Consider the following 21,532-nt stretch of genomic DNA (forward strand, 5'->3'; position numbering starts at 1 on the left):
CGATCTCTGGACAGTCGTACGAAGAGCGAGTTGAAGCGTTGCGTACTGGTATACGAAATCACTATGAGCGTCTGGCCGACTACTGTCATCAAACATACGCGCAGGTGCCGCTTCTGGCCATGGGGCACCTGTATGTAAACGGAGCGAGTGTGTCGGAAAGTGAACGAGAGATTCACTGTGTGGGCGGTCAGGCGGCTTTCTCAACCGAACACTTTCCGGGCGGATTCAATTATGTAGCCCTGGGCCATATCCATATGCCACAGTCGATGGGCTCCGATGGGATGGTTCGGTACAGTGGCTCGCCCATTCCGCTTAGCTTCAGTGAACGCGCCAACGCGCATCAGGTGCTTGAGTTATCGCTCGAAAACGGGATTCTGACCAATGTGTGTTCTATTCGGGTGCCTTCGTTCCGGCGGTTGCAGCACGTAGGCGGTACACTTGAGCAGGTAAGGGATTCGCTTGAGCAGATTACGGCAGAAGAGGGCCAATTGACAACCCTTGTCGAAATACTGGTTGAAGAAGCACAGGAAAGCCACGCGACCCGACTTCACTTTGAGCAACTCCATCGTGATTACATGGAGGCTCCTTTTTCGATAGCCAAAGCGAGATTGGTGTTTCAGAACAAACGGCAGGGGCTGGAGTCGTTGTTAGTGGCCGATACCCACTTGCAAGACCTATCGTACCTGGACGTTTTCGAGCGTCGGCTGGATAGTTCGCTTGTTGATCCAGAAAACCGCTCTGTACTTCTCGAAACCTACAAACAACTTTACCGGGCTGTGACAGAACAGGCCTCGCCCTTCTTGCATGAAAATTCGGCAGATACGCTTTCGTAATATAAACTCCTTTTACGGCGAGCACCCGCCGGTTCAGTTCACGGAGGGCGCCTTGGCGGCTACGGGGCTATTTGTAATTTCGGGGCCCACCGGCGCGGGCAAGTCTACCCTACTCGACGTAATTACGCTAGCTCTGTTCAACCGGGTACCCCGGATTTCGGGTCAGCTTTCGAATACCGTTCTTGTGAACGAAGGCCTGATTGTGAATCAACAGGCTATGCAGGAACCTAACACGGCGGCCTATGCCGAAGTAGAGTACGAAGTAGCGGGTGAAGCATACCGATCGCGCTGGTCGGTTCGGAAGAACCGCAACGGCAACTGGAACAACTATGAGATGGAGGTGGCCCATTTGCCGAAAGGCGAAACCGAGGGCAAACTGTTTCCGATTAAGAATCTCGCTGATTTCCCCCGAAAAAACGAAGAGCTGATTGGCCTCACCTATGAGCAATTCATCCGGTCGATTGTACTGGCGCAGGGTGCTTTTGACCAGTTTTTGAAAGCTAAAGCGGCCGAACGGAGCAAAATGCTGGAGAAAATAACCGGCACTGAAATCTACCGTCTCCTGAGCCAACGGGCGTATGCCATCGCCAAAGACTACGATGCCCAACTGGAGACGATGCGACAGGCGGTTTCGTTAATTCACGTGCTCGACGATGAGAAGGTTGCCGCGTTGAAAGCCCAGCAAAAGGCGATCGGTACCCAGTTGAAAACGCTCGACACGGCCATTGAGCATTTTACAGCCGAACAACAGTGGCTCAAACAACTCGCCGAAGCAGAACAAAGTCTGACAGGGTTGGCGAATCGTCAACAGCAGCTGGCGAGTCGCCGTGACGAATTTGCCCCCAATGCCGCCCGGTTGGCCCGTCATGCCACCGTGGCCGACCTAACTGCCGAACTCACCACACTCCGTGCGCTGGAACAACAACGCACGCAACTGACGACCCAGCAAACCGAAGCTGCAACTACACTTACCGCCCTGCACTCCTCACTAAACGAGTTGCTGGGCAAAGCCCGGCTATTGACTCATCAGGGCACACTCGCCATTGAGGCTATCGAACCCGCCGTTAATACCTTCCGGGAGCAGATTGTGTCGCTGACGCAGAATGAACAAAGCGAACACCAGAATGCTAAACGCCCGCTTGCTACGGTACAGCAGGCCATTCGATCGGCGGAGGAGCCCTGGCTACGGAAATTACCGCTAAACAACACCGAAGCGGCTCTAGAGGAAGTACAGCTCCAACAGCAGAAACTGGCCAACGACCTGGCCACACTATCGGCCGAGTACACGTCCATCACGCCCGACACCCTTCAGCATGCGTTGAACCAACTGGTAGAACGCACCACGCAGTACAGCCAATTGGTCACCTTGCTTGAAGAACAGCAAAAACGACTGGCAGAAGGGATGAGCCTCAAAGAAAAGGCCGAAACACTCGACGCTACGGTTGACGCCAATACAAAAGCCGAAGCCCGGTTAAAATTGGAGCTTGAACAGCTGGAAGCGACCAAAGTGGCCCTTGAAGCGACCCAACGTCGAATCGATACAGAAGCCAACCTGGATGAACTCCGCAAAGGGCTGACCTCGGGCGAGCCTTGTCCGCTCTGCGGATCGTTGAAGCATCCGTATGCCCAGCACTATGTACAACAAACAGGCGAGGTGGCCCTGAAACTCCGGATTGCCCAGGCAGACTGGGAGGCCAAGCGGGCTCAATACGAGCAGGCGCAGCGAGCCCTCATTCAGTCGCAATCCGATCAGGCATCTTTTACTACCTACCGCGATCAACTGCGGCAGGAGTTCAAAAAACGCAAGGCCGAACTCGCAACTAAGTTGACAGCCGTAGCCCTCGACCCCGACATTCAACCCACCGAACTGCAAAGCACCATTAAGCTGCTTAATCTGCAACGGCAGGATTTGCACCGGCTGCAGCATCTCTGGCAACAGCGCGACATGCTACAACGGATAGCGACGGACCTGCAACAGGCGGATGCTTGCCTTAAACGAGCCGCCGAAATCAAAGCCCGACGTGAGTCCTTATATATAGGTACAGATATTCGGTCCGACTGTGAAACCCTCCTCAACCAGTTGGCGCGGGTTCAACAGCAGATAGCCACCCAACAAACGCTCCTTCGGAAGGCGCAGGACGAAGGGCAAGCCTGCCAGCAACAGCTTGGACAATTACACCACGGACTAACCCCTGTACTGACCCAGCGGGGGTTTGTCGATGCCGACTCGGCGCGGGCCTGCCTTCTCGATGCCACAACGGCCCGGCAGCTACAGGAAATCGAGACGGGATTGCAAAAAGAAGCCGATGAGATCAGCCGACGTACAGAGGAGGAAACAACCAAACGGGACAACGCGTTGGCCCATCGAAAAGAAACCGGCACAGCGGAACAAATCGATACGCAGCTCAAAGGGCTCAAGGATGAACAACGCCGGGTAACCGAAAGTGTGGGCTATGTGAAGAAGCAACTTGAACACGATCAGGACGAGCGCAAACGACAACAATCGATGCGCAAAAAGCTGACCAACCTGGAGCAGGAGGCTCAGCCCTGGCGCGAACTGGCCCGGCTCATTGGTAGCGCCAAGGGTGATGAGTTTAGCAAGTTTGCTCAGGGATTAACTCTCTCGCAACTGATCGGGCTGGCCAACCGGCGGCTCCGCGAACTCACTGACCGGTATTTGTTGCAAAAACCACGCGACGGGCAAGACGAACTGTACGTTGTGGATTTGTATCAGGGTAATGCCGAGCGGTCGGTATCGAGCTTGTCGGGGGGTGAAACATTTACGCTCAGCTTGTCGCTGGCGCTGGGGCTGTCGGATCTGGCTTCGCAAAATGTGCAGATCAACAGCCTGTTTATCGACGAGGGCTTTGGAACCCTCGACCCCGAATCGCTCGACACGGCCATTGTCATGCTCGAGAAACTTCAGCACGACAGCCAAAAGACCATCGGGATTATTTCGCACCGGCACGAAATCAAGGAGCGGATTTCGGTACAGATTCAGGTAGAGAAAGGAACCGACGGCAACAGCAAGCTGAAAGTGGTTGAGTAAAGGAAGTTTGCAGTAGGCAGTAGGCAGTAGGCAGTTCTGCTGAGTACGCTCTGCGAACTGCCTACTGCCACTGCAAACTGCTTTCTATTTCACATTCACCAGATCCATGATTTCTGCCGAAACGCCGGTCATTGAGAAACCACCGTCGTGGAAGAGGTTCTGCATGGTCACCATACGCGTATAATCTGAGAAAAGCGTAATGCAGTAATCGGCGCACTGATCGGCCGTAGCGTTACCCAAGGGGGCAATCGCATCGGCATATCCGAAAAACTTATCGAACCCACCAATCCCCGAACCAGCCGTGGTTTGCGTTGGCGACTGCGATACCGTGTTGACGCGCACCTTGCGGTATTTACCGTAGTGGTAGCCAAAGCTCCGTGCAATGGACTCCAGCATGGCTTTCGCTTCGGCCATGTCGGTGTAGAACGGAAACGTCCGTTGGGCGGCCATATATGTCAGACCCACTACCGAACCCCACTCATTGATGGCATCCAGCTTATAGGCCGTTTGCATCATGCGGTGAAACGACAGCGCCGAAATATCGAGGGTTTGCTTAAACCATTCGTAGTTGAGGTCAGTGTAGGCGCGGCCTTTGCGAATATTGGGGCTCATGCCGATGCTGTGCAGCACAAAGTCGATTTTGCCGCCCAGAATTTCCTGCGATTGGGTAAAGAGCTTTTCGAGGTCTTCGTTCGAGGTGGCGTCGGCCGGAATAATTTCGGCATTACATTCTTCCGCCAGCTTTTTGATCTCGCCCATGCGCATAGCAATGGGGGCATTTGTGAGCGTAAAGGTGGCTCCTTCTTCTTTAGCCCGCTGCGCTATTTTCCAAGCGATTGAGCTGTCGTTGAGGGCACCCGAAATGATGCCGCGTTTTCCTTGTAATAGTCCGTATGCCATAATGTTAAAAATGCGTAATGAGTAATGTGTAATGCGTAATGAAAGTTACTCGCGCGGTCGCTCATTCATCATTACGCCTTGCGCATTCGTAGACAAAAGTAGGTTATTTTTTGGGGATGGAAGCGACAGTAACTGGCTGGGGGCTCATTCTCAGCACCTCTTCCATAAATTTTCGGGTTTCGCGCTCTACCCCGGCAAGATCCCCGGAGGTAAACCGGGAGGCAATCACATGATCGCCCGATTCGGGAAAAGCCACCTCGCGTTTCTGCGTGGTCGGCGTCCCCAGTTGCGCAAACATATCGAGCATGGCCGGTACCGATACCACCTCATCCTGATGCTCGTCGTCTTTATAATAATACCCCATAAACACGGGCTGCTTAATGCGGGCAAACACCTCGGTTGTCATGTACGTGTCCATCAGGGTCTGGAGCGTTAGCAACCCGTTGGTGTGATAACGCGTAAGCCAGTACTGGGCACGGTCGGGTTTATACCGGGTAATGTTGACGTGCTCACCGTTCATAACCCGATTCAGAATCTGTTGGCCCCAGGGCCGCGTGGTTAGCTTAAGGGCCGGGTTGGCCGTAGCGATACAGGGTGAGTAGAGTATCAGGCTGTGTATTTCGGGGTGATGGGCCGCCAGATACAGTGTCAGCATACCACCTGCCGACGTTCCCATCACGATAACACTATCGCCCAACGCCTTACCAATGGCCAGCGCCCGCTCTGCCGAAGCCACGTATGAAGCCGGGGTAAGGTTTTTCAACGCATCGGGCGATTTCAGGCCGTGTTCGGCGGTACGGGCCAGGTACAGGTTACACCCGTAGGCCTGCGCAATAGCTCGGTTGACCGGGTCGCCCTCGGCCCAACTGGCACCAAACCCCGGAATATAGACAAGGCTATACCGCGTTTTTTGCTTCGACGTGCTATCGGCCCAGATAATCCGGGCCTCGTTGTCGGGTTTGAGGGGCACAGCGGCTTCGTCGCGGGCAATGACTGCTTCCAGTTCAGCGAGCGACGAGGTCAACTGAACCGGCTTTGGGGCTACCGGCTCAAAACTCGGGCGAGGCCCCGACAGATAAGCCGCCCCCAAAGCAGCCAGCCCTACACCTACCCATTTCAGGTATCGATTCATAAGCGGTTTTATACGTACTCTTTTATATCCATTCGGATCCGCCAATCCTTTGGCAGGTAGTTATTCACCCGGTTGCCAACGCCTTTCATCCAGCCCAGTGCCAACCCCTCGAAACGCGCCAGCACCCACCCTCGAACTGGCTCATTCAAGACCAGATTCTCTTTCTTAAAGTACCGAAGTGCTTCTTCTTTACTAAGCTCAACGCCCGGTACCGTGGAGGCCAGCGCTGTGCTGAGGGCCAGCGCATGGGCCGGCACAAAATCGGTCCCTTTAAACGTGCCCGAATCCAGGCCAAACCCTTTGTTGCGGAGTTGGTCATTGACAAAGTACAGCGTTTTTTCGAGCGATGTCAGAATAGCCACTACCTCCCCATTGGGCTTTTGCCAGTACGAAAACCGGTCGGGCTCGGCCAGCCAGCTCCGCACCTGTGCCGTTTCGCGGGGGCGGAGGGGCTTCCAGTCGCGAAAGGGGCGGCTGTTGTTTTTGATAGCGGGAGCAAAATCAGTTTTCTCAAACACACTGATAAAAAACCCCTCACCCTCTACCCGGTGCGGATAACACTGATAGCCCACCGCCCCGGCCTGCTGTTTAGGCACCACTTGCCAGTCGGCAGGCAGGTTGAGCGGCCGATTTTTGAACCCGTTGTCGAGCAAAAACTGCATGTTTTCGCTGTTTTCGGCCTCATTGTAGGTACAAGTGCTGTAAATCAGAATCCCCCCCTGATCGACAAGCGGGGCGGCTGCCGCCAGAATCCGTTTCTGCCGCGCCGAGCACAGCTGTACGGCATCGGTAGACCATTCCTGCACGGCATCGATGTCTTTCCGGAAAAGCCCCTCACCTGAGCAGGGAGCATCGACCATGACGACATCAAAGAAACCCGCCAGTCCCCCCATATCGTCGGGGTCATGATTGCTGATTAGCACGTTCGGATAGCCCCATTTTTCCACGTTTTCGCGCAGGATCGGGATGCGGGTACGAATCACCTCGTTGCACATCAGCAAGCTATCGTCCGACAGCAACGACGCCATCAGGGTAGTTTTCCCACCGGGGGCGGCACACAGATCGAGTACTTTAAGCGGTCGGTTCAGATTAACCGACTGCCGCAGGGCTTCGGCCAGCAGCATCGACGAGGCCTCCTGCACATAGTACGCACCGGCCTGAAACAGCGGGTCGAGCGTAAACACGGGCCGTTCGGGTAGGTAATACCCCTCGGCGCACCAGGGCACCGGCTTCAGGTGGGTGGTATCGAGTGCGGGTTTGCGCGGGTTGACGCGAACACTAACCGGCGGTTCCTGAGCAAGCGCGGCTTCAAACGCCGAAAATTCGTCGGCCAGCTGGGCCTGCATCTGCGCACGAAACGCGGGGGGAAGTTGAATCATACTGTAAAGATGGGAACATGGATTGAACGGATGTAGCGGATCGGAACGGATTTTTTATCCATCCTGATCTGTTGCATCCATTCAATCCGTGTTCCCATCAAAGTAATATCTTTACGCCATGAACCCACTACACGAACGTTTTGCCCGCGTCCGCACCTTCATTTTTGATGTCGACGGGGTGCTGACCGATGGCAGCGTGCATGCTTTAGCCTCTGGCGAGCAGTTTCGCACCTTCAACATCCGCGACGGCTACGGTATTGAGCAAGCCCTCAAGGCGGGGTACAAAATCGCGATTGTATCGGCCGGTAATCAGGAGGGCGTTCGGAAACGGCTGGAATTCCTGAAAATAAAAGACATTTTCATGGGCGGCCCTTCCGACCAGAAGCTCAACGCGTATCTGGGATACCTCACCCGCGACGCCGTTGCCGAAGATGAGGTGCTCTACATGGGCGACGACCTCCCCGACTGGGAGATTCTGGCCCGCCCGGCTCTCCTCAGCACTTGCCCGGCCGATGCTGCCGATGAGATTCAGGCTATTTGTGACTATATATCGCCCAAACCCGGCGGCCGTGGAGCCGTGCGCGACGTGATTGAGCAGGTCATGAAAGCGCAGGGCAAATGGGTAAGATAATTGTAGATAGGAACGCGGATTGAACGGATTGAGCAGATAGGCACAGATTTTTTCTTTATGATTAAAAAGAAAATCAGTTTAAATCCGCTCGATCCGTTCAATCCGCGTTCCTATCCTTCCAAACCGCTAACCATTCGTTCTCTTTCGCCCTCATAGCCTGTTCTTCTTCGGGTGTTTTGTCGCCGAAGCCGCAGAGGTGCAGCAACCCGTGGGCCAACACCCGGCGCATTTCCTGAATAGGCGCAACACCCAACTGAGCGGCATTATCGACCACCCGGTCGACACTAATAAAGATATCGCCTTCGAGCAGGTCTTCTTCCTCGCTCTGGTCAAAGGTGATGATGTCGGTGTAATAATCGTGATCGAGGTAGTCACGGTTGACCTGCAGCACGTGCTCGTCGGAGCAGAAAATATAGTTCAGGTCGCCGATGCGGAAGCCTTCAGCTTCGGCCTGTTGCTTCAGCCACTGGCGCGTGGCCTGTTTTTGCGGCAGTTTGTAGGGGGTATCTTCGTTGAAAAATCGAATCATGTTAGCGCATCAGCAAGTTCAGATTAAAGGTAAAGCCTGGTAATACCTTTTCTCCTGAAATTGGCTCGTTGAAATCGGTGTGCTTGCCAATGGTTCCGTCGGCCCTATAAATCAAAACCTCCTGTTGTTTGACATTGATAAGCCAGCCAAGCTGCACACCGTTGGCAATATATTCCTGCATTTTGTCTTTTGCAGGAGCCAATACATCTGTTTTAGACATCAACTCAACAACAAACTCGGGAGCTACCGGTGGAAACCGCTCCTGTTCATCTTCGGTAAGCTCGTTCCATCGGGCATCGCTCACCCAGGCAACATCCGGTGAGCGGGTGGCTCCATTGGGTAGCTTAAAAGCAGTTGAAGAGTCAAAAACCAGTCCTCCATGTGTCTCCGACCAAGCGTCGAGCCGTGAGGTAATTTTAGTGTTCCGGTTTCCCGTTTTTCCGCCTGTATTGGGCATCGCTACAATAGTTCCGTCGGGGTTGCGCTCAAACTTAAGGTGGTCATTTTGACGGCAAAACTCGTAGAACGCCAGATCATCCATCTGGTAGTTAGCAAACTTGACAATCGTTTGCTGCACGTCTGGCATATTGGCAATACTCAGCGTCATGAATGATCTACGTTTATTAGTAAAGTTAGCATATTACCCTCACTCCACAATCCGCAGCTTGGCGAAGCTGAGCAGCAACGTTTTCTCGCCAGCCGTATCGAACTGAATGACGGCTTTGCGTTCGGTGCCGTTGATATCCATACTCTTCACCGTACCGAAACCAAACTTGGTATGCTCGACCTTCATACCCGCAGCCAGGTTAGACGTATCGCTCGGCACAAAACCGGCCGACGGTGTGTGTGCCACCGCAGGCTGGGGCGACTGTGTCCGGGCAGTTTTCTGCGCCAACGACCGCACAAAACTCATCGAGCCGGCCGTTGGCATCTCGTTTCGGTCGCGGTCGGGAATGGTACGGTCCGTCGTACGGCTGCCCTCGCGGGCGTCCTGCCGGGTAGCCCCGTAACCGCTGCGTTCGGTATGCGTCCGGGCCATTTTGAGGTGTCGCTGATCGACCTCCATCAGAAACCGGCTGGGCTCGCACATTTTTAACCGGCCATAATGGTAGCGCGACTCGGCATACGACATCGTCAGCCGCCGTTCGGCGCGGGTGATGGCTACATAAAATAACCGGCGTTCTTCTTCCAGATCCGCCCGGCTTTCGAGCATCATCTGACTCGGAAACAGCTCTTCTTCCAGACCCACAATGTGTACATTCTTGAACTCCAGCCCTTTGGCCGCGTGAATGGTCATGAGTGTCACCTTGTCGTTGTCGCCATCGTCCTCTTTCTCGTCGGCTGTGGTCAGCAAAGACACCGTTTGCAGGAAGGCGCTCAGGCTTTTGTCGTCGTTTTCGGGATTGTCGACAAACTCTTTGATCGCATTCAACAATTCCTGCACGTTCTCGTAGCGAGCCAGGCCTTCCACGGTTTTGTCTTCGTAGAGGTCTTTCAGCAGGCCCGATGCCTTGGCAATATGCGCCGAAACCTCATAGGCGTCTTTCTTGTCGATGAGCAGATTGAAGCTCTTAATCAAATCGGAAAATCCTTCAATGGCAATGGAGGCCCGCCCGGCAATATGCTGGCTCACGTTACCCACAATTTCCCAGATCGGTACGTTTTTCTCCGACGCCAGTACCGATATTTTGGCTACTGTGGTATCGCCAATACCCCGCTTGGGCAGGTTGATAATTCGTTTGAAGGCTTCTTCGTCCTGCTGATTGACCGTAAAACGCAGGTAAGCAATCAGGTCTTTGATTTCCTTACGCTGGTAAAACGACAGACCGCCAATGATCCGGTACTTGATGCTCAGTTTGCGGAGAGCTTCTTCAAACGCCCTCGACTGCGCGTTGGTCCGGTACAGAATGGCAAAATCGTTGTTGCGCAGGCCGTCCTGCATTTTGGCCTCAAAAATAGCCTGCGCCACCAGTCGCCCCTCTTCATTGTCCGACGACGCCTTGATTACGTCGATCAGGGCTCCCTCCGAGTTATCCGTGAAAACGTTCTTTTCGAGCTGATTCCGGTTGCGGGCAATCACCGAGTTTGCCGCTTCGACAATGTGCCTGGTAGAGCGGTAATTTTGTTCCAGCTTCACGATCTTAACAGCGTCTTTTCCGTAGTCGCGCTGAAAGTTCAGAATGTTCTCGATGTTGGCCCCCCGGAAGGCATAGATACTCTGGGCATCATCGCCTACGACGCAGATATTCTGGTGAACAGCCGCGAGCTTCCGCGTGATGAGGTACTGCGACACGTTGGTATCCTGAAACTCATCGACCATCACGTGCTGAAATTTGTGCTGGTATTTGTTCAGAATATCTAAGTGATCGCGGAACAGGACGTTGGTATTGAACAGCAGATCGTCGAAGTCCATAGCGTTGGCCGCAAAGCAACGCCGGGCGTACTCTTTGTAGATACGCCCCACCTCGGGCATCCGCGCCGATTCGTCGTCGGCCTTGATAACCGGATTGGCCAGGTAATCTTCGGGGCCGATAAGCCGGTTTTTGGCCGCCGAAATCCGGCTGAACACACTATTAGCTCGGTACACCTTATCGTCGAGCCCCATCTCTTTGATAATAGACCGGAGCAACGACTTAGAATCGTCGGTATCGTAAATAGAAAAATTGCTGGTGTAGCCAATGGCCCGGGCCTCAATGCGGAGGATCTTGGCAAAAACCGAGTGGAAGGTCCCCATCCAGATATTGCGGGCCTCGCTCCCGACCACCTTCTCAATCCGGTGCCGCATTTCGCCAGCAGCCTTATTGGTAAACGTCAGCGACAGAATCCGGAACGGATCGACCCCGTTTTCGATCAGGTAGGCAATCCGGTAAGTAAGCACACGGGTTTTTCCTGACCCCGCCCCGGCTATAATCATCAACGGCCCGTTGCCGTGGGTAACGGCTTCGCGCTGGGGGTCATTTAAGCTCGAAATATAGTCGATCATAGATAATGAAGACGCTGGAAGCTGAGTGGTAACCGCTTAGACCATAGCATCAGTCTAACGCCCAGGACTCAGTGTCCAACGTCCTTATATAACAATCAAAAGTACGAAATAATTTGGTTGAGGGCAGGTCTGAAAATTCGTATCTTTGACTTACACAGAAGCCACGCAACGTCATGATTACCCCCACTCAATCTGTCCTATCGTTCCCTTCTAATCTACAGACCGTAGCCGAATTTGAACTATGGGAGCGGCAGCACATCCACGAAGGCAGCTACGAGTTTGTTCGGGGGCGAATCATTCCAAAACCCGCCATGAAACAGGACGAGTTTTACATAGCCGCTTTCCTGACCCGGCTTTTCACACGCACCGAAGCGTACCAACAAGGCCACGAATTACTCCCCGAAGCCGATTCGTACGTGGACGGTGTCCGTAAGCGTGTCCCTGACCTCGCTTATTTCACCGCCGATCAGCTATTAGCTATTCGTCGGGGTGGGCGGGTCAGTACCCGGTTTGCTATAGAGATCCTGTCCGATTCTGAATCCTTCGAAGACGTTGTGGAGAAAATTCAGGACTATTTCGACGCCGACGCTCAGTTGGTATGGTACATCGTCCCCAACAAGCAACGGATCTATGTGTACAACTCCCCAGATGAGTCGAAGGCTTACAAAGGATCGGATCTCATTTCGGCTTCAGCGGTAGTACCGGGGTTTGAGTTTCGGGTTGAGGAGTTGTTTGGGTGATTACTTTATTTCTATCGAAAGATGAAAAATAGAAAAGAGATTGAGGATCAAATTATGTCTGTGAAACGTAATATCAATCTTGTCATAAATTGGATTGAAATATCAAAGTATACTGCTTCACTTGCCAATAAGATCAAAGATAAGGAAGCAGAGAAACAGTTATTAGAGAGCAAGCTCCAAGAGTTAGAGAATCAGTTAGCTGCTTTGCGTGCTGATACTTCCTCAAAGTTGCCTAATTTAAAAAAAGCCAACCAACACCCTAAAAACCAAAGGCTTAAGGCAGACCGGGCACTTTATTTCACAGGAGTAAAGTTTAAAAAGAGCGAGAAAATTGGTATAAAGGTTGATGGTAATTATAACGTTATTTGTAGCAACAGTTATAGTAGGGACTTTAATCCAAAACGCTTACGAAAAGCCGGAGGAGAAATTGAAGAGTATTTACGCTTACTTCTTGCATTAAAGACAAAAGCTATTCAAAGTAGTGCAAAAGAGTTTAGGGCTCTTTCTTTAAAGGAAGAAGCCAACGGCCTGCAGCCTGTACCAAGTCCAGTTACCTCAAAAGGCCAGCCTAATAAATTAAAGAATAATGTAGACCAACAAAGCCAACTGATTGTAAAAAGCCACAAAAAAGCTAGCAAACGTGTAGCAACTCAAAAAGACCCTACAGACTACTCATCATTAATAAAGTTTAATGAGTTTGTAAGGTCGACTATAAAAATTGAAGAAAAGCTATCTCTGCAAACCCTCAACTACTACCGCACACGTTATGACTTGTTTATCATAAATATAGACACTAAGCACTTAACAAATCTATTAAAATATAAATATAATTTATCAAAATTCAAACTTGAAAAATGGGTAAAAAAGCAGGAAAGTAAAAGGACAAATCAATCCTATTCGCCAAGTATTTCTGATACGACATATCCTGTTCCAGAAATTGCGTTATCAATACCATGGAGTCAAATTACATTTGATACCGGCTTTTTTAAAACTCATCAATACACCATATCCCTCCCCCGTTCTCAAAAGTCTTTCAATCAGCTTAAACCATATTTATCAGTTTTCAGGAACACCAGTCTGGAATTACGCGTCGACCCAAAAACGCAAAAAGTCCTTGAGGTTAAAAATGCCGAAGTTCTCGACCAAGTCTTCGACCGGCTTGAGATTGAGCAGGCATTGACCAGTGCCGACATCAAAAACCCCGACTACTTTGCCCGAACGCTTTTGGGTCGTTGGAGCAACGAGCGCCTGATTCGGGCGTATGCACCTGAAAGCCGCTCACTCTACCTGAAACATCTGTGCGGGGCCTACTCGTCAAACTACCGAATCGTACCCGTACGGGAGCACCGTCGTAATGAAAGCAACGATACCGTTACGACCGAAGATGCCTTTCTGTTTCCCATCCACGGCCATCGCTACGTGTATATTTTGTGGGAAAGTGTCGAGGACAAACGGGCTACGTATGTTTTTCGCTGTACGCCCAGCAACTATGCAGCCGCCGTTCAAAAAGTGTTTGATTACGTAGCCTCCGACGAAATCACAAACAAACGCGATCGTTTGCGTCAGGGCAACGTCGGTTATTTCAGGGGTTCGGTAGTGGAATATTGGCAATCATTGAACCACAACGACCTGAACGACTGGAAACGACGGCTTACCGAAACCTGCTGGTAGATATTGACTGCCGGGTTTCTATATACTCTCCAAATCAACGCCCATAACATCCGAAACCGTCCCTACCGTCGTATTCCCAAAACACCCGCCAGGCAGGGGTAATTGACTGATACATGGCGTTTTGGTAAGTACATCTTCTAAGCTCAGTACACATTTTTTTGCGCGCACGTGCAACACCAACGTATTTAGGTTGTCTTTATTTTGAATTCGCCCCGCTTCGGCGGTTCGACCCTCAACCGCTCCGGAACGATTGCTTGGAAACGAAACTGTACATAGACCGAACCGTTGACCTTGTTGAACGCTGCAAGCTTGGCGAGCGCAAGGCCCAGTATGACTTGTATCGCCAATACGCGAAGGCGATGTACAACGTCAGTCTGCGAATCCTGAACCATGCGGCCGAGGCTGAGGATTCGTTGCAGGAAGCGTTTCTGGATGCTTTCAACCACATTCACTCCTTCCGGGGGCAGAGTACATTTGGCGCCTGGCTGAAGCAGATTGTGGTAAACCGGGCCATCAACCACCTCCGGAGCAGGCGGGTTGAATTTGTCGAACTCGATACCACCCGTACCGGCACCGACGAGTCGGCCGAGTCGCTCGACTGGGCGTCGCCGGAGCCGTACGACGAAACCGAGATCAATTTCGATGTGGAGCGGGTACGCAAGGCGATGCAACAACTGTCGGAAGGGTACCGGGTCGTATTGTCGCTGTATCTGTTTGAAGGGTATGACCACGAAGAGATTGGTCAGATTCTGAACATCAGCGAAACTACATCCCGAACACAGTTTATGCGGGGGCGGAAACGATTGTTGACTGTATTGGCCACCAATGAGCAAGACTAACAAAAATGTTGACACATGGTGAACCACTACAACTGGAGAATTTGACCTATGAAAAATAACCTTGAACGATTTATCCGCGATAACCGCGAAGATTTTGACGCCGACGAGCCTTCCCTCGATTTGTGGGCACGCATCGAGTCGGGCATCACAATCCCGGACTCGTCGGCGAATCAGGACCATGCAGGACCGGCCAAAGCGGGGCTTCTGGCCGACCTCATGACCGAACCCGTACAAACACCCCACAACAAGCGCCCGTTTGGGTCTGTGTACCGGGGGGGCTGGCAAAATACGTTGGGCTTCAACCGCTGGATGGCGGCCTCGGTAGCCGTGCTGTTGCTGGTAGGTAGCTTTTGGCTCCTCAACTACCGCTACGGCGTGGCCGAACAACCCGAGGTGGTAGCCGTGAGCCCGACATATGCCAAAGAGTTTGTGCAGTACACCCGCTTAGTCGACGCCAAGCGTGAGGAGCTGAAGTCAATGACAGCCAGTAACCCGTCGCTCTATGAGGCCTTTGCCAGCGATTTGAGCCGCCTGGAGCGCAATTACCAGAATCTGAAGGCCGACCTCCCGGCTACCCCGAACCAGGAAGTGCTGGTGCAGGCCATGATTCAGAATTTACAATTACAGATTGACCTCCTGAATGAACAGCTGCGTGTAATTCAGCGCATGAAAGGACAAAACAACAAGACAAATGAAAACCTTATATAAAGTAGCGTACCTGTTGTTGCTGCCGCTCTCGTTGGCAGCAGCCAACACCCCAATCGAAGACGGTCAGGGGGCCATTGAGAAAAAGAGAACCGTCATCAAGATGTTCGATGTGGACCAGAAAGACAAGCTTCTGATCGACAATCAGTTCGGGCAAGTCAACGTGGATCTGTGGGATAAAAACGAGATTCGGGTCCAGATCGTGATTACGGCCAACGCTAGCACCGACAGCCGCGCGCAGGATTTCCTGAACTCAGTAGAAATCACCGACAAGCGCGACGGCGACCAGATTACCCTCAAAACGGAGTTGCAGAAACAGTCGGGCAGCTGGACAAACTGGGGAAATGGCAATGGCGAAAAGAACTATGTCCGGATTGATTACACCGTGCAGATGCCCCGCAACAACGCGCTTACGGTCCGTAATAAGTTTGGTAACACCCACGTGGCTACGTTCCAGGCTCCGCTGAACATCTACACCCGCTACGGCAACTTTACGGCCCAGCAACTCAGCGGACGGCAAAACGACATCGATGTGGCTTTCGGCAATGCCGACATCCGCAACATGGACGCGGGCAAACTCGCCATTGCGTACTCGAACCTCGAACTCGACAAAGCGAATGTGCTGGTTCTGAACAACAAGTTTGGCAAGCTGAAAATTGGTGAAGTAGGCAAGATCGACGCGAACATCAGCTACTCAGGTGCCCGGATCGGCACCCTGCGGGAGTCGTGCAAAATGAAGCTCGACTTCTCGGGCGGGTTCCAGATCGAACAGCTCAAATCAGCCGACAACGTCGATATTCAGGCCAATTATTCGTCGGTAGCCCTGCCTATCAATGCCGAAACCGGCTACGACTTCGATGTATCGGTAACGTACGGCGGGTTCAAATACCCCAACGGTCAGAACCTCCTGCTGACCACCCAGCCTAACGACGAAAACCGACCGGGCAAAAGTCGGCAGTACATCGGTAAAATTGGCCGGGGCTCCGGGCCTCGCGTACGGGTCGTGTCAAAATTCGGCGACGTTACCTTTCGGTAGTCAGCATCGTTCGGGGTTTGTCGCCCTATCGGTTCCAAACAAAACGAGCAGCCTGAGGCTGCTCGTTTTGTTTGCTTAATCGGTTAGTAATTCGATTACCTCGCGGTGTTGCGGATAATGCCGGAGCAAGTCGGTCCGCTCGGCCATCTCGAAGTCGGCAAAGTCAAAGCCCGGTGCTACGGTACAACCTACAAGCGAGAAAGAAACGCCCTCGGCCGGTTTCGACCCGAACCAGCAACCGGCCGGTACCACCGCCTGAAACACCTCGCCCGCAGCCGGGTTGTTTCCCAGTCGGATCACCGACAAAGCCCCGGCCGGGTCGATGACGTACACGTTCAGCGGGCCACCGGCGTAAAAATGCCATACCTCATCGGCCTGAATCCGGTGCAGCGCCGACCGATGGTGCCTCTCCAGCAAAAAGTAAATAGCCGTACTGAACGCCCGCCCCCCCGTAAACCGGGCGGGCAGAGCCTCGTGCGCTATGGTTTCTGCCGAGCGGTAGGTCTCCGCAAAGTAGCCCCCTTCGGGGTGCGGCTGCATGTGGTAAGCCTGAACAAAATCGTGTGCAGTCATAAGAAAGGAGCCACAAACGGCACTCATTCACCAACCGGCAAGCCGGCCTTTTATACGTTAGTTATTCGCCTTTACCACCGTCGTGAAATCGCGCGACTTCAGTGAGGCACCGCCAATCAGGCCGCCATCTACATCGGGTTGCGAAAACAACTCGGCCGCATTTTGAGCGTTGGCGCTACCGCCGTACAGAATAGAGGTATTCTGGGCTACCTCTTCACCATACTGACTCGCCAGGTGTTGGCGCAAGGCTAGGTGCATATCCTGCGCCTGCTGCGACGAAGCCGTCAGGCCCGTACCGATTGCCCAGATCGGCTCGTAGGCAATCACAATGTTGGCAAACTGCTCGGCGCTCAGGTGAAACAGGCTCTCGGTGATTTGCGCTTTCACAAAACCGATATAATCACCGTTTTCGCGCATATCGAGCGACTCACCACAGCAGAAAATAGGCTTCAGGCCGTTGGCCAGGGCTGCATCAACCTTAGCGGCCAACTGTGCGTTAGTTTCGCCAAAATACTCCCGGCGCTCGCTGTGCCCCAGAATGACGTACTCAACCCCGATCGACTGCAACATCGACGCGGCCACTTCGCCCGTATAAGCACCTGAGGCTTTTTCGTGGCAGTTCTGCGCGCCCAGCGAAATACGCCCCCCGGCCGGGATATATTGTTTCAGGGTGGTCAGGTACACAAAGGGCGGGCAAAGCACCACCTCGGTATTCCCGGTCACCTCGTCTTTTACCATGTTTACAACCTCCGAAACCAGCGCTACAGCCTCTTCGTAGGTCTTATTCATTTTCCAGTTACCAGCAACTATTCGCTTCCGCATATTCTTGATAATGTTTGAATTCCGCGGGCGAAATTAGTGGATTTCACCCACTGCACACCGGGTTTTGGCACAAATACACCGTTCGTCGAAACATTCTGCATTAATAGGCTATTTTTTAGTAAATTTCCCATGTAATACAAACAGTTATGAAAGTGCTTTTACTGGTCATGGGTTGGCTGTTTTGTCTCGGTAGCTCGGTACAGGCTACCCCCGACAAACACGTACCCGATAAAGATCGGTTTGGCTTTTTTTTGGCGGGAAACCGTAGCTGGGCCCGCATTCCGTTTCAGCTTCACTCCAACCTGATTATTATCCCGATCCGGATCAATAATTCCGACACGCTACGCTTTATTCTGGATACGGGCGTCAGCAGCACCATCGTAACCGATCCGAAAGCCATCCGAAACCAGAAGCTTCGGTTTACGCGTAAGGTTAAACTTGCCGGAGCAGGCGAGGGTGGCAATCTGACGGCTTCGGTAGCCATCGACAATCAGCTCAGTATTGGCTACCTACGGGCCAATCGCCATAACATTGTCGTGCTTGATGAAGATGTGCTGAAACTTTCGGAATACGTAGGCGTGCCGATTCACGGCATATTCGGATACGACCTGTTCAATACGTTTGTGGTCACCATCGATTTTCAGCTGCACGAGATCACCCTCACCCGGCCCGATAAATACCGCTATCGGCAGCGGCATGGCGAGAAATACCCCATTACCATTCAGGATACCAAGCCATACACCGATGCCATGACGCTCGTGGAGGGCAACCGGGTGACACCCTTGCGGGTCATTCTGGACACGGGCGCGGGGCACGCCCTGCTCCTCGACCGTACGCGCAACCCCGAAAACCTGCCCCTCCCCGACCGCATTATCCGGGCGCAGCTGGGCCGCGGGCTAAACGGCGTGATCAACGGCAGTATGGGCCGGTTACCCAAAGTACGCTTTGGCCGCTATGAGCTCGACAATATTCTGGCTTCGTTTCCCGACAGTGTGGCGTTTGGCACTAAACTGACCAACTCACCCGAGCGTGTAGGCAACGTGGGCTGCGAACTCCTCCGACGATTTAAAATTACCTTCAACTACCGCGATGGGTTTATCGTGATGAAGCCGATCCGGCGAATTATGAAGGAAACGTTTGAGCACGACATGAGCGGCCTGGAGCTCAAAGCGCGGGGCGAGAGCTTTCAGAATTACTACATCGGTCGGATTATTGAAGGATCACCGGCCGACTTGGCCGGACTGGTTGAGGGCGACGAGTTGTTGCTAATCAACAACACGGCGGCCCACAACATGAGCATCAGCGATATCTACAAGCTCTTGCAGCGGGGCGAGGGCAAAGAAGTAACGATGGTAGTGCGCCGAAAAGGGCACATTGCGCTGGCTCAGTTTGTCTTGAAGCGCGTTATTTAAATTAAAAACGCCGGATGCTCGGCACTGGGCGCTCATCTGTAAGGTTTACAGGCAGGCGCTCAATGCCGGGCATCTGGCGTTTTCTACAACAGGAAAACCAGCAATCGGAGGCTGGTACTACCTGATTACTTCGGCGAAACAACAATCCGGCCCGAAAGCGTACCGCGCTCGGCAGCCTTCAGCAGGGTGGCTTCAACACCATTTTTGTTGATCGTCTTGATAGCAGAGGTGGCTACCTTCATGGTAATCCACTCGCCCGTCGACTCCATGTAGAAACGCTTCTTCTGGAGATTCGGGAAAAATTTACGCTTCGTTTTATTGTTGGCGTGTGAGACATTGTTCCCTACACGCGTGCGCTTACCTGTTAATTGACAAACTCTGGCCATGACCGTTGCTATTTTCCTTTTGAGGGCGCAAAGATGGTGAATTTCCTGATAATCTGCAACTCAAGGCTGTATAAAACGAAAAAGACGTTGGAATGCTGGACGTTAGGCAGCATCCGGGCAGCCGTTGACCCGTAAATCACCGTCTTTTGTCCCCGCTGTTTATGTCGCCGTAAAACTTCCAGTTCGCTTTATGGCTGCGGTTGAGCGGTTGCCCGGTCAGAATAGCCCGAAGCATTTCGACCGGTAGCGAATTTTCCTGCATCACCGCATCATGAAACTGCTTGTAGGTCATTTTACCACTGTCGACCAGCTCTTTCTTGAGGGCGTAGAACTGAAACCCGCCTGTCATGTACGCCAACTGATACAGGGGCTCATAGCCTCCCACAAATGAACGGCGCACCTCCCCCTCAGCATTGGCCCGCTCGTGCCCTACCCGATCGACAAGGAAATCGATGCACTGTTGGGGTGTCCACTTGCCCAAATGGTAATTGAGCGAGAAAATGATACGGGCACAGCGGTGCATCCGCCAGAACAACATACCAATACGGTCTTCGGGCGACTGCGGGAAGTTCATGTCCCACAGAATCATCTCCCAATACAACGCCCAGCCCTCAGTCCAGAACGGCGTGCGGAAGCGCCGGTATGTTTTGTAGCGGTTGTTCATGAAACCCTGTAAATGATGGCCTGCAATCAGCTCGTGGTGTACGGTCGAGCGCGAAAAATGGGGGTTATTGCCGCGCATACTCATCAGCTTCTCTTCCTGACTCATAGCGGCCGTCGGGTACGAAATCAGCAGTGTCTCGCCCCCCAGAAAAAACGGGCTGAACCGTTGCCGCTCGGCCGACATCATCATCATCCGCCAGGTTTCCTCGGCAATGGGCGGAATGGTAATGAGGTCTTTGTTTTTCAGAAACGCGATGGACTCATCGTAGAGCCGCAGAATCATTTCGGGTTGTTTCCCAACTGGTACCGCGCTGTTTTTGACTTTTTCCTGAGCGGCTTTCCAGTTGTCGCCGAAACCCATGTCGCGCGACGCCCGGAGTAGCTCACGGTCGCACCAGGCAAACTCCCGGTTCGCAATTTCGATCAGATCTTCGGGCGAGTAAGCGATGTACTCAAAGGCCAGCTGTCGCACAATCTCGTCGCGACCAACGGGCGTACCAACAATGCCGCTGCCGTCGTTGGCCGGGGGCGTAGCGGCTTTAGCCTTCTGGGCAAAGAAACGCGCATAAGCTCCCAACAGGCTATCGGCACGCTCGTAGGGAGCAGGTATCCACCACGTAAACTGCGGATCGTACTGGTTGTAGAACTCAAACACACTTTTCAGAGCCGAGCGAAGCCCCTGAGCGGTTCCTTCGGCCCGTTGGGCAAGGGCTGCCGACATGGGTCCTGCCTTCTCGACTGTTGCGCGCGTTTCGCCGATTTGCCGGGCCAGCTTCGCCAAATCGGCGGCTACCTGCTCACTATTGAGCGATGCTCCACGCCGACGTACTTTTTCGAGCGCGTAGATCCCCTCAGCAAACGGAAACCAGGGCTTAATCTGACCTACCTCGGCGGCCTCTTTAGCCAGCTCAGCCTGCTCGACCAGCAGACTCCGGCGAAACAGTAGGTAATCAACCTGACTACCCACGGGCATTTTATCGAAATCAACACGATCGAGTTGTTGCAGATAATCGGTGGTGAGCCGCTCAAACCGCTCCCGGCGTTCGGGGGAGTTCTCAACGGTGTAAAACCGGCTCAGGCTCCCCTTATCAGCGGCATACTGCGTCATGAGGTGGTGCATGTCGCTCGTTTGGCGATACAGCGAAGAGACAGCCTGAGCGAAACTGGGAAGAAGGGTGGCAAGACACAGCACCCCACTAAGAAGCAAACGAATAGCCATACGTTTAGGAATCAGAAATGACTCCTAAAA

General features: G+C 52.9%; 19 protein-coding genes (1 of these 19 running past the window's edge). 9 read left to right on the forward strand and 10 right to left on the reverse strand.

Translation table 11 applies throughout. The features are described 5' to 3' along the window. A protein-coding gene (locus RUDLU_RS0112605; protein ID WP_019988749.1) for an exonuclease SbcCD subunit D C-terminal domain-containing protein crosses the window boundary here: on the forward strand, window positions 1-833 show its 3' portion. The gene continues 424 nt to the left of window position 1, outside the view; 833 of the gene's 1,257 nt are visible here — the last part of the coding sequence; the start codon falls outside the window, past its left edge; its stop codon occupies window positions 831-833. Beyond that, window positions 805-3,882, forward strand: a complete 3,078-nt coding sequence (locus tag RUDLU_RS0112610) for an AAA family ATPase (protein ID WP_019988750.1) — start codon at window positions 805-807, stop codon at window positions 3,880-3,882. Before RUDLU_RS0112605 ends, RUDLU_RS0112610 begins: the two co-directional genes overlap by 29 nt. An 84-nt stretch (window positions 3,883-3,966) precedes the next feature. Here RUDLU_RS0112610 and RUDLU_RS0112615 read toward each other — a convergent pair whose 3' ends face one another. From RUDLU_RS0112615 to RUDLU_RS0112625, 3 genes are all read right to left on the reverse strand, one after another. Then, window positions 3,967-4,782, reverse strand: a complete 816-nt coding sequence (locus tag RUDLU_RS0112615; RefSeq protein WP_019988751.1) for an enoyl-ACP reductase FabI — start codon at window positions 4,780-4,782, stop codon at window positions 3,967-3,969. Between the two features lie 103 nt (window positions 4,783-4,885). After that, a complete protein-coding gene (locus RUDLU_RS0112620; protein WP_019988752.1) occupies window positions 4,886-5,914 on the reverse strand; it encodes an alpha/beta hydrolase in 1,029 nt (342 codons plus the stop codon). Between the two features lie 8 nt (window positions 5,915-5,922). Further along, window positions 5,923-7,293 carry a methyltransferase RsmF C-terminal domain-like protein gene (locus RUDLU_RS0112625; protein WP_019988753.1) on the reverse strand — a complete coding sequence of 457 codons (1,371 nt, stop codon included), beginning with the start codon at window positions 7,291-7,293 and terminating at the stop codon, window positions 5,923-5,925. Between the two features lie 118 nt (window positions 7,294-7,411). On the opposite strand from RUDLU_RS0112625, the gene RUDLU_RS0112630 reads away from it, so the two are divergent. Beyond that, the gene (locus tag RUDLU_RS0112630) at window positions 7,412-7,924 is read left to right on the forward strand and encodes a KdsC family phosphatase (protein WP_019988754.1); all 513 of its coding nucleotides are present in this window, start codon (window positions 7,412-7,414) and stop codon (window positions 7,922-7,924) included. A 97-nt stretch (window positions 7,925-8,021) separates the two neighbouring features. Here the strand turns inward: RUDLU_RS0112630 and ybeY are convergent, their stop codons facing one another. From ybeY to RUDLU_RS0112645, 3 genes are read right to left on the reverse strand one after another with little or no spacing between them, the layout of a single operon-like run. Then, the gene (gene ybeY / locus RUDLU_RS0112635; protein ID WP_019988755.1) at window positions 8,022-8,453 is read right to left on the reverse strand and encodes an rRNA maturation RNase YbeY; all 432 of its coding nucleotides are present in this window, start codon (window positions 8,451-8,453) and stop codon (window positions 8,022-8,024) included. A 1-nt stretch (window position 8,454) separates the two neighbouring features. Then, window positions 8,455-9,060, reverse strand: a complete 606-nt coding sequence (locus RUDLU_RS0112640; RefSeq protein ID WP_019988756.1) for a Uma2 family endonuclease — start codon at window positions 9,058-9,060, stop codon at window positions 8,455-8,457. Between the two features lie 39 nt (window positions 9,061-9,099). Next, window positions 9,100-11,436 (reverse strand): ATP-dependent helicase, encoded by a 2,337-nt coding sequence (locus RUDLU_RS0112645; protein WP_019988757.1) that lies wholly within the window; start codon window positions 11,434-11,436, stop codon window positions 9,100-9,102. A 173-nt stretch (window positions 11,437-11,609) separates the two neighbouring features. On the opposite strand from RUDLU_RS0112645, the gene RUDLU_RS0112650 reads away from it, so the two are divergent. From RUDLU_RS0112650 to RUDLU_RS0112670, 5 genes are all read left to right on the forward strand, one after another. Continuing rightward, complete coding sequence (locus tag RUDLU_RS0112650; RefSeq protein ID WP_019988758.1) at window positions 11,610-12,176, forward strand: Uma2 family endonuclease; 567 nt, start codon at window positions 11,610-11,612, stop codon at window positions 12,174-12,176. Window positions 12,177-12,197: 21 nt separating this feature from the next. Continuing rightward, window positions 12,198-13,847 (forward strand): hypothetical protein, encoded by a 1,650-nt coding sequence (locus RUDLU_RS0112655; protein WP_019988759.1) that lies wholly within the window; start codon window positions 12,198-12,200, stop codon window positions 13,845-13,847. A 254-nt stretch (window positions 13,848-14,101) separates the two neighbouring features. Then, window positions 14,102-14,686, forward strand: coding sequence for an RNA polymerase sigma factor (locus RUDLU_RS0112660; RefSeq protein ID WP_019988760.1), 585 nt, complete (start codon window positions 14,102-14,104; stop codon window positions 14,684-14,686). A 48-nt stretch (window positions 14,687-14,734) separates the two neighbouring features. After that, entirely contained in the window at window positions 14,735-15,394 is a 660-nt protein-coding gene (locus RUDLU_RS0112665) for a FlxA-like family protein (RefSeq protein ID WP_019988761.1), read from the forward strand. After that, the gene (locus RUDLU_RS0112670) at window positions 15,378-16,427 is read left to right on the forward strand and encodes a DUF4097 family beta strand repeat-containing protein (RefSeq protein WP_019988762.1); all 1,050 of its coding nucleotides are present in this window, start codon (window positions 15,378-15,380) and stop codon (window positions 16,425-16,427) included. The genes RUDLU_RS0112665 and RUDLU_RS0112670 overlap by 17 nt, the downstream gene beginning before the upstream one ends. Window positions 16,428-16,502: 75 nt before the next feature. On the opposite strand, the gene RUDLU_RS0112675 is transcribed toward RUDLU_RS0112670, so the two are convergent. After that, window positions 16,503-17,000 carry a cupin domain-containing protein gene (locus RUDLU_RS0112675; RefSeq protein WP_019988763.1) on the reverse strand — a complete coding sequence of 166 codons (498 nt, stop codon included), beginning with the start codon at window positions 16,998-17,000 and terminating at the stop codon, window positions 16,503-16,505. Between the two features lie 57 nt (window positions 17,001-17,057). Then, on the reverse strand, window positions 17,058-17,822 hold the full coding sequence (gene tpiA, locus RUDLU_RS0112680) for a triose-phosphate isomerase (protein ID WP_019988764.1): 765 nt from the start codon (window positions 17,820-17,822) through the stop codon (window positions 17,058-17,060). A 146-nt stretch (window positions 17,823-17,968) separates the two neighbouring features. Here tpiA and RUDLU_RS0112685 point away from each other — a divergent pair, with 146 nt between their 5' ends. Beyond that, the gene (locus RUDLU_RS0112685; RefSeq protein ID WP_019988765.1) at window positions 17,969-19,234 is read left to right on the forward strand and encodes an aspartyl protease family protein; all 1,266 of its coding nucleotides are present in this window, start codon (window positions 17,969-17,971) and stop codon (window positions 19,232-19,234) included. A gap of 125 nt (window positions 19,235-19,359) precedes the next feature. Here the strand turns inward: RUDLU_RS0112685 and rpmB are convergent, their stop codons facing one another. Beyond that, a complete protein-coding gene (rpmB, locus tag RUDLU_RS0112690; RefSeq protein ID WP_027303005.1) occupies window positions 19,360-19,620 on the reverse strand; it encodes a 50S ribosomal protein L28 in 261 nt (86 codons plus the stop codon). 136 nt (window positions 19,621-19,756) lie between these two features. Continuing rightward, window positions 19,757-21,502, reverse strand: a complete 1,746-nt coding sequence (locus RUDLU_RS0112695) for a DUF885 family protein (RefSeq protein ID WP_027303006.1) — start codon at window positions 21,500-21,502, stop codon at window positions 19,757-19,759. Between the last annotated feature and the right edge of the window lie 30 nt (window positions 21,503-21,532).

Origin of the sequence: Rudanella lutea DSM 19387 (assembly GCF_000383955.1) — a bacterium.
GTDB classification, from domain to species: domain Bacteria; phylum Bacteroidota; class Bacteroidia; order Cytophagales; family Spirosomataceae; genus Rudanella; species Rudanella lutea.

Excerpts from the sequence above, each read along its gene's own strand:
- RUDLU_RS0112610 (WP_019988750.1), top strand. The coding sequence starts at position 805 with ATGAAAATTCGGCAGATACGCTTTCGTAATATAAACTCCTTTTACGGC.
- RUDLU_RS0112615 (WP_019988751.1), bottom strand. The coding sequence starts at position 4,782 with ATGGCATACGGACTATTACAAGGAAAACGCGGCATCATTTCGGGTGCC.
- RUDLU_RS0112620 (WP_019988752.1), bottom strand. The coding sequence starts at position 5,914 with ATGAATCGATACCTGAAATGGGTAGGTGTAGGGCTGGCTGCTTTGGGG.
- RUDLU_RS0112625 (WP_019988753.1), bottom strand. The coding sequence starts at position 7,293 with ATGATTCAACTTCCCCCCGCGTTTCGTGCGCAGATGCAGGCCCAGCTG.
- RUDLU_RS0112630 (WP_019988754.1), top strand. The coding sequence starts at position 7,412 with ATGAACCCACTACACGAACGTTTTGCCCGCGTCCGCACCTTCATTTTT.
- ybeY (WP_019988755.1), bottom strand. The coding sequence starts at position 8,453 with ATGATTCGATTTTTCAACGAAGATACCCCCTACAAACTGCCGCAAAAA.
- RUDLU_RS0112640 (WP_019988756.1), bottom strand. The coding sequence starts at position 9,060 with ATGACGCTGAGTATTGCCAATATGCCAGACGTGCAGCAAACGATTGTC.
- RUDLU_RS0112645 (WP_019988757.1), bottom strand. The coding sequence starts at position 11,436 with ATGATCGACTATATTTCGAGCTTAAATGACCCCCAGCGCGAAGCCGTT.
- RUDLU_RS0112650 (WP_019988758.1), top strand. The coding sequence starts at position 11,610 with ATGATTACCCCCACTCAATCTGTCCTATCGTTCCCTTCTAATCTACAG.
- RUDLU_RS0112655 (WP_019988759.1), top strand. The coding sequence starts at position 12,198 with ATGAAAAATAGAAAAGAGATTGAGGATCAAATTATGTCTGTGAAACGT.
- RUDLU_RS0112665 (WP_019988761.1), top strand. The coding sequence starts at position 14,735 with ATGAAAAATAACCTTGAACGATTTATCCGCGATAACCGCGAAGATTTT.
- RUDLU_RS0112670 (WP_019988762.1), top strand. The coding sequence starts at position 15,378 with ATGAAAACCTTATATAAAGTAGCGTACCTGTTGTTGCTGCCGCTCTCG.
- RUDLU_RS0112675 (WP_019988763.1), bottom strand. The coding sequence starts at position 17,000 with ATGACTGCACACGATTTTGTTCAGGCTTACCACATGCAGCCGCACCCC.
- tpiA (WP_019988764.1), bottom strand. The coding sequence starts at position 17,822 with ATGCGGAAGCGAATAGTTGCTGGTAACTGGAAAATGAATAAGACCTAC.
- RUDLU_RS0112685 (WP_019988765.1), top strand. The coding sequence starts at position 17,969 with ATGAAAGTGCTTTTACTGGTCATGGGTTGGCTGTTTTGTCTCGGTAGC.
- rpmB (WP_027303005.1), bottom strand. The coding sequence starts at position 19,620 with ATGGCCAGAGTTTGTCAATTAACAGGTAAGCGCACGCGTGTAGGGAAC.
- RUDLU_RS0112695 (WP_027303006.1), bottom strand. The coding sequence starts at position 21,502 with ATGGCTATTCGTTTGCTTCTTAGTGGGGTGCTGTGTCTTGCCACCCTT.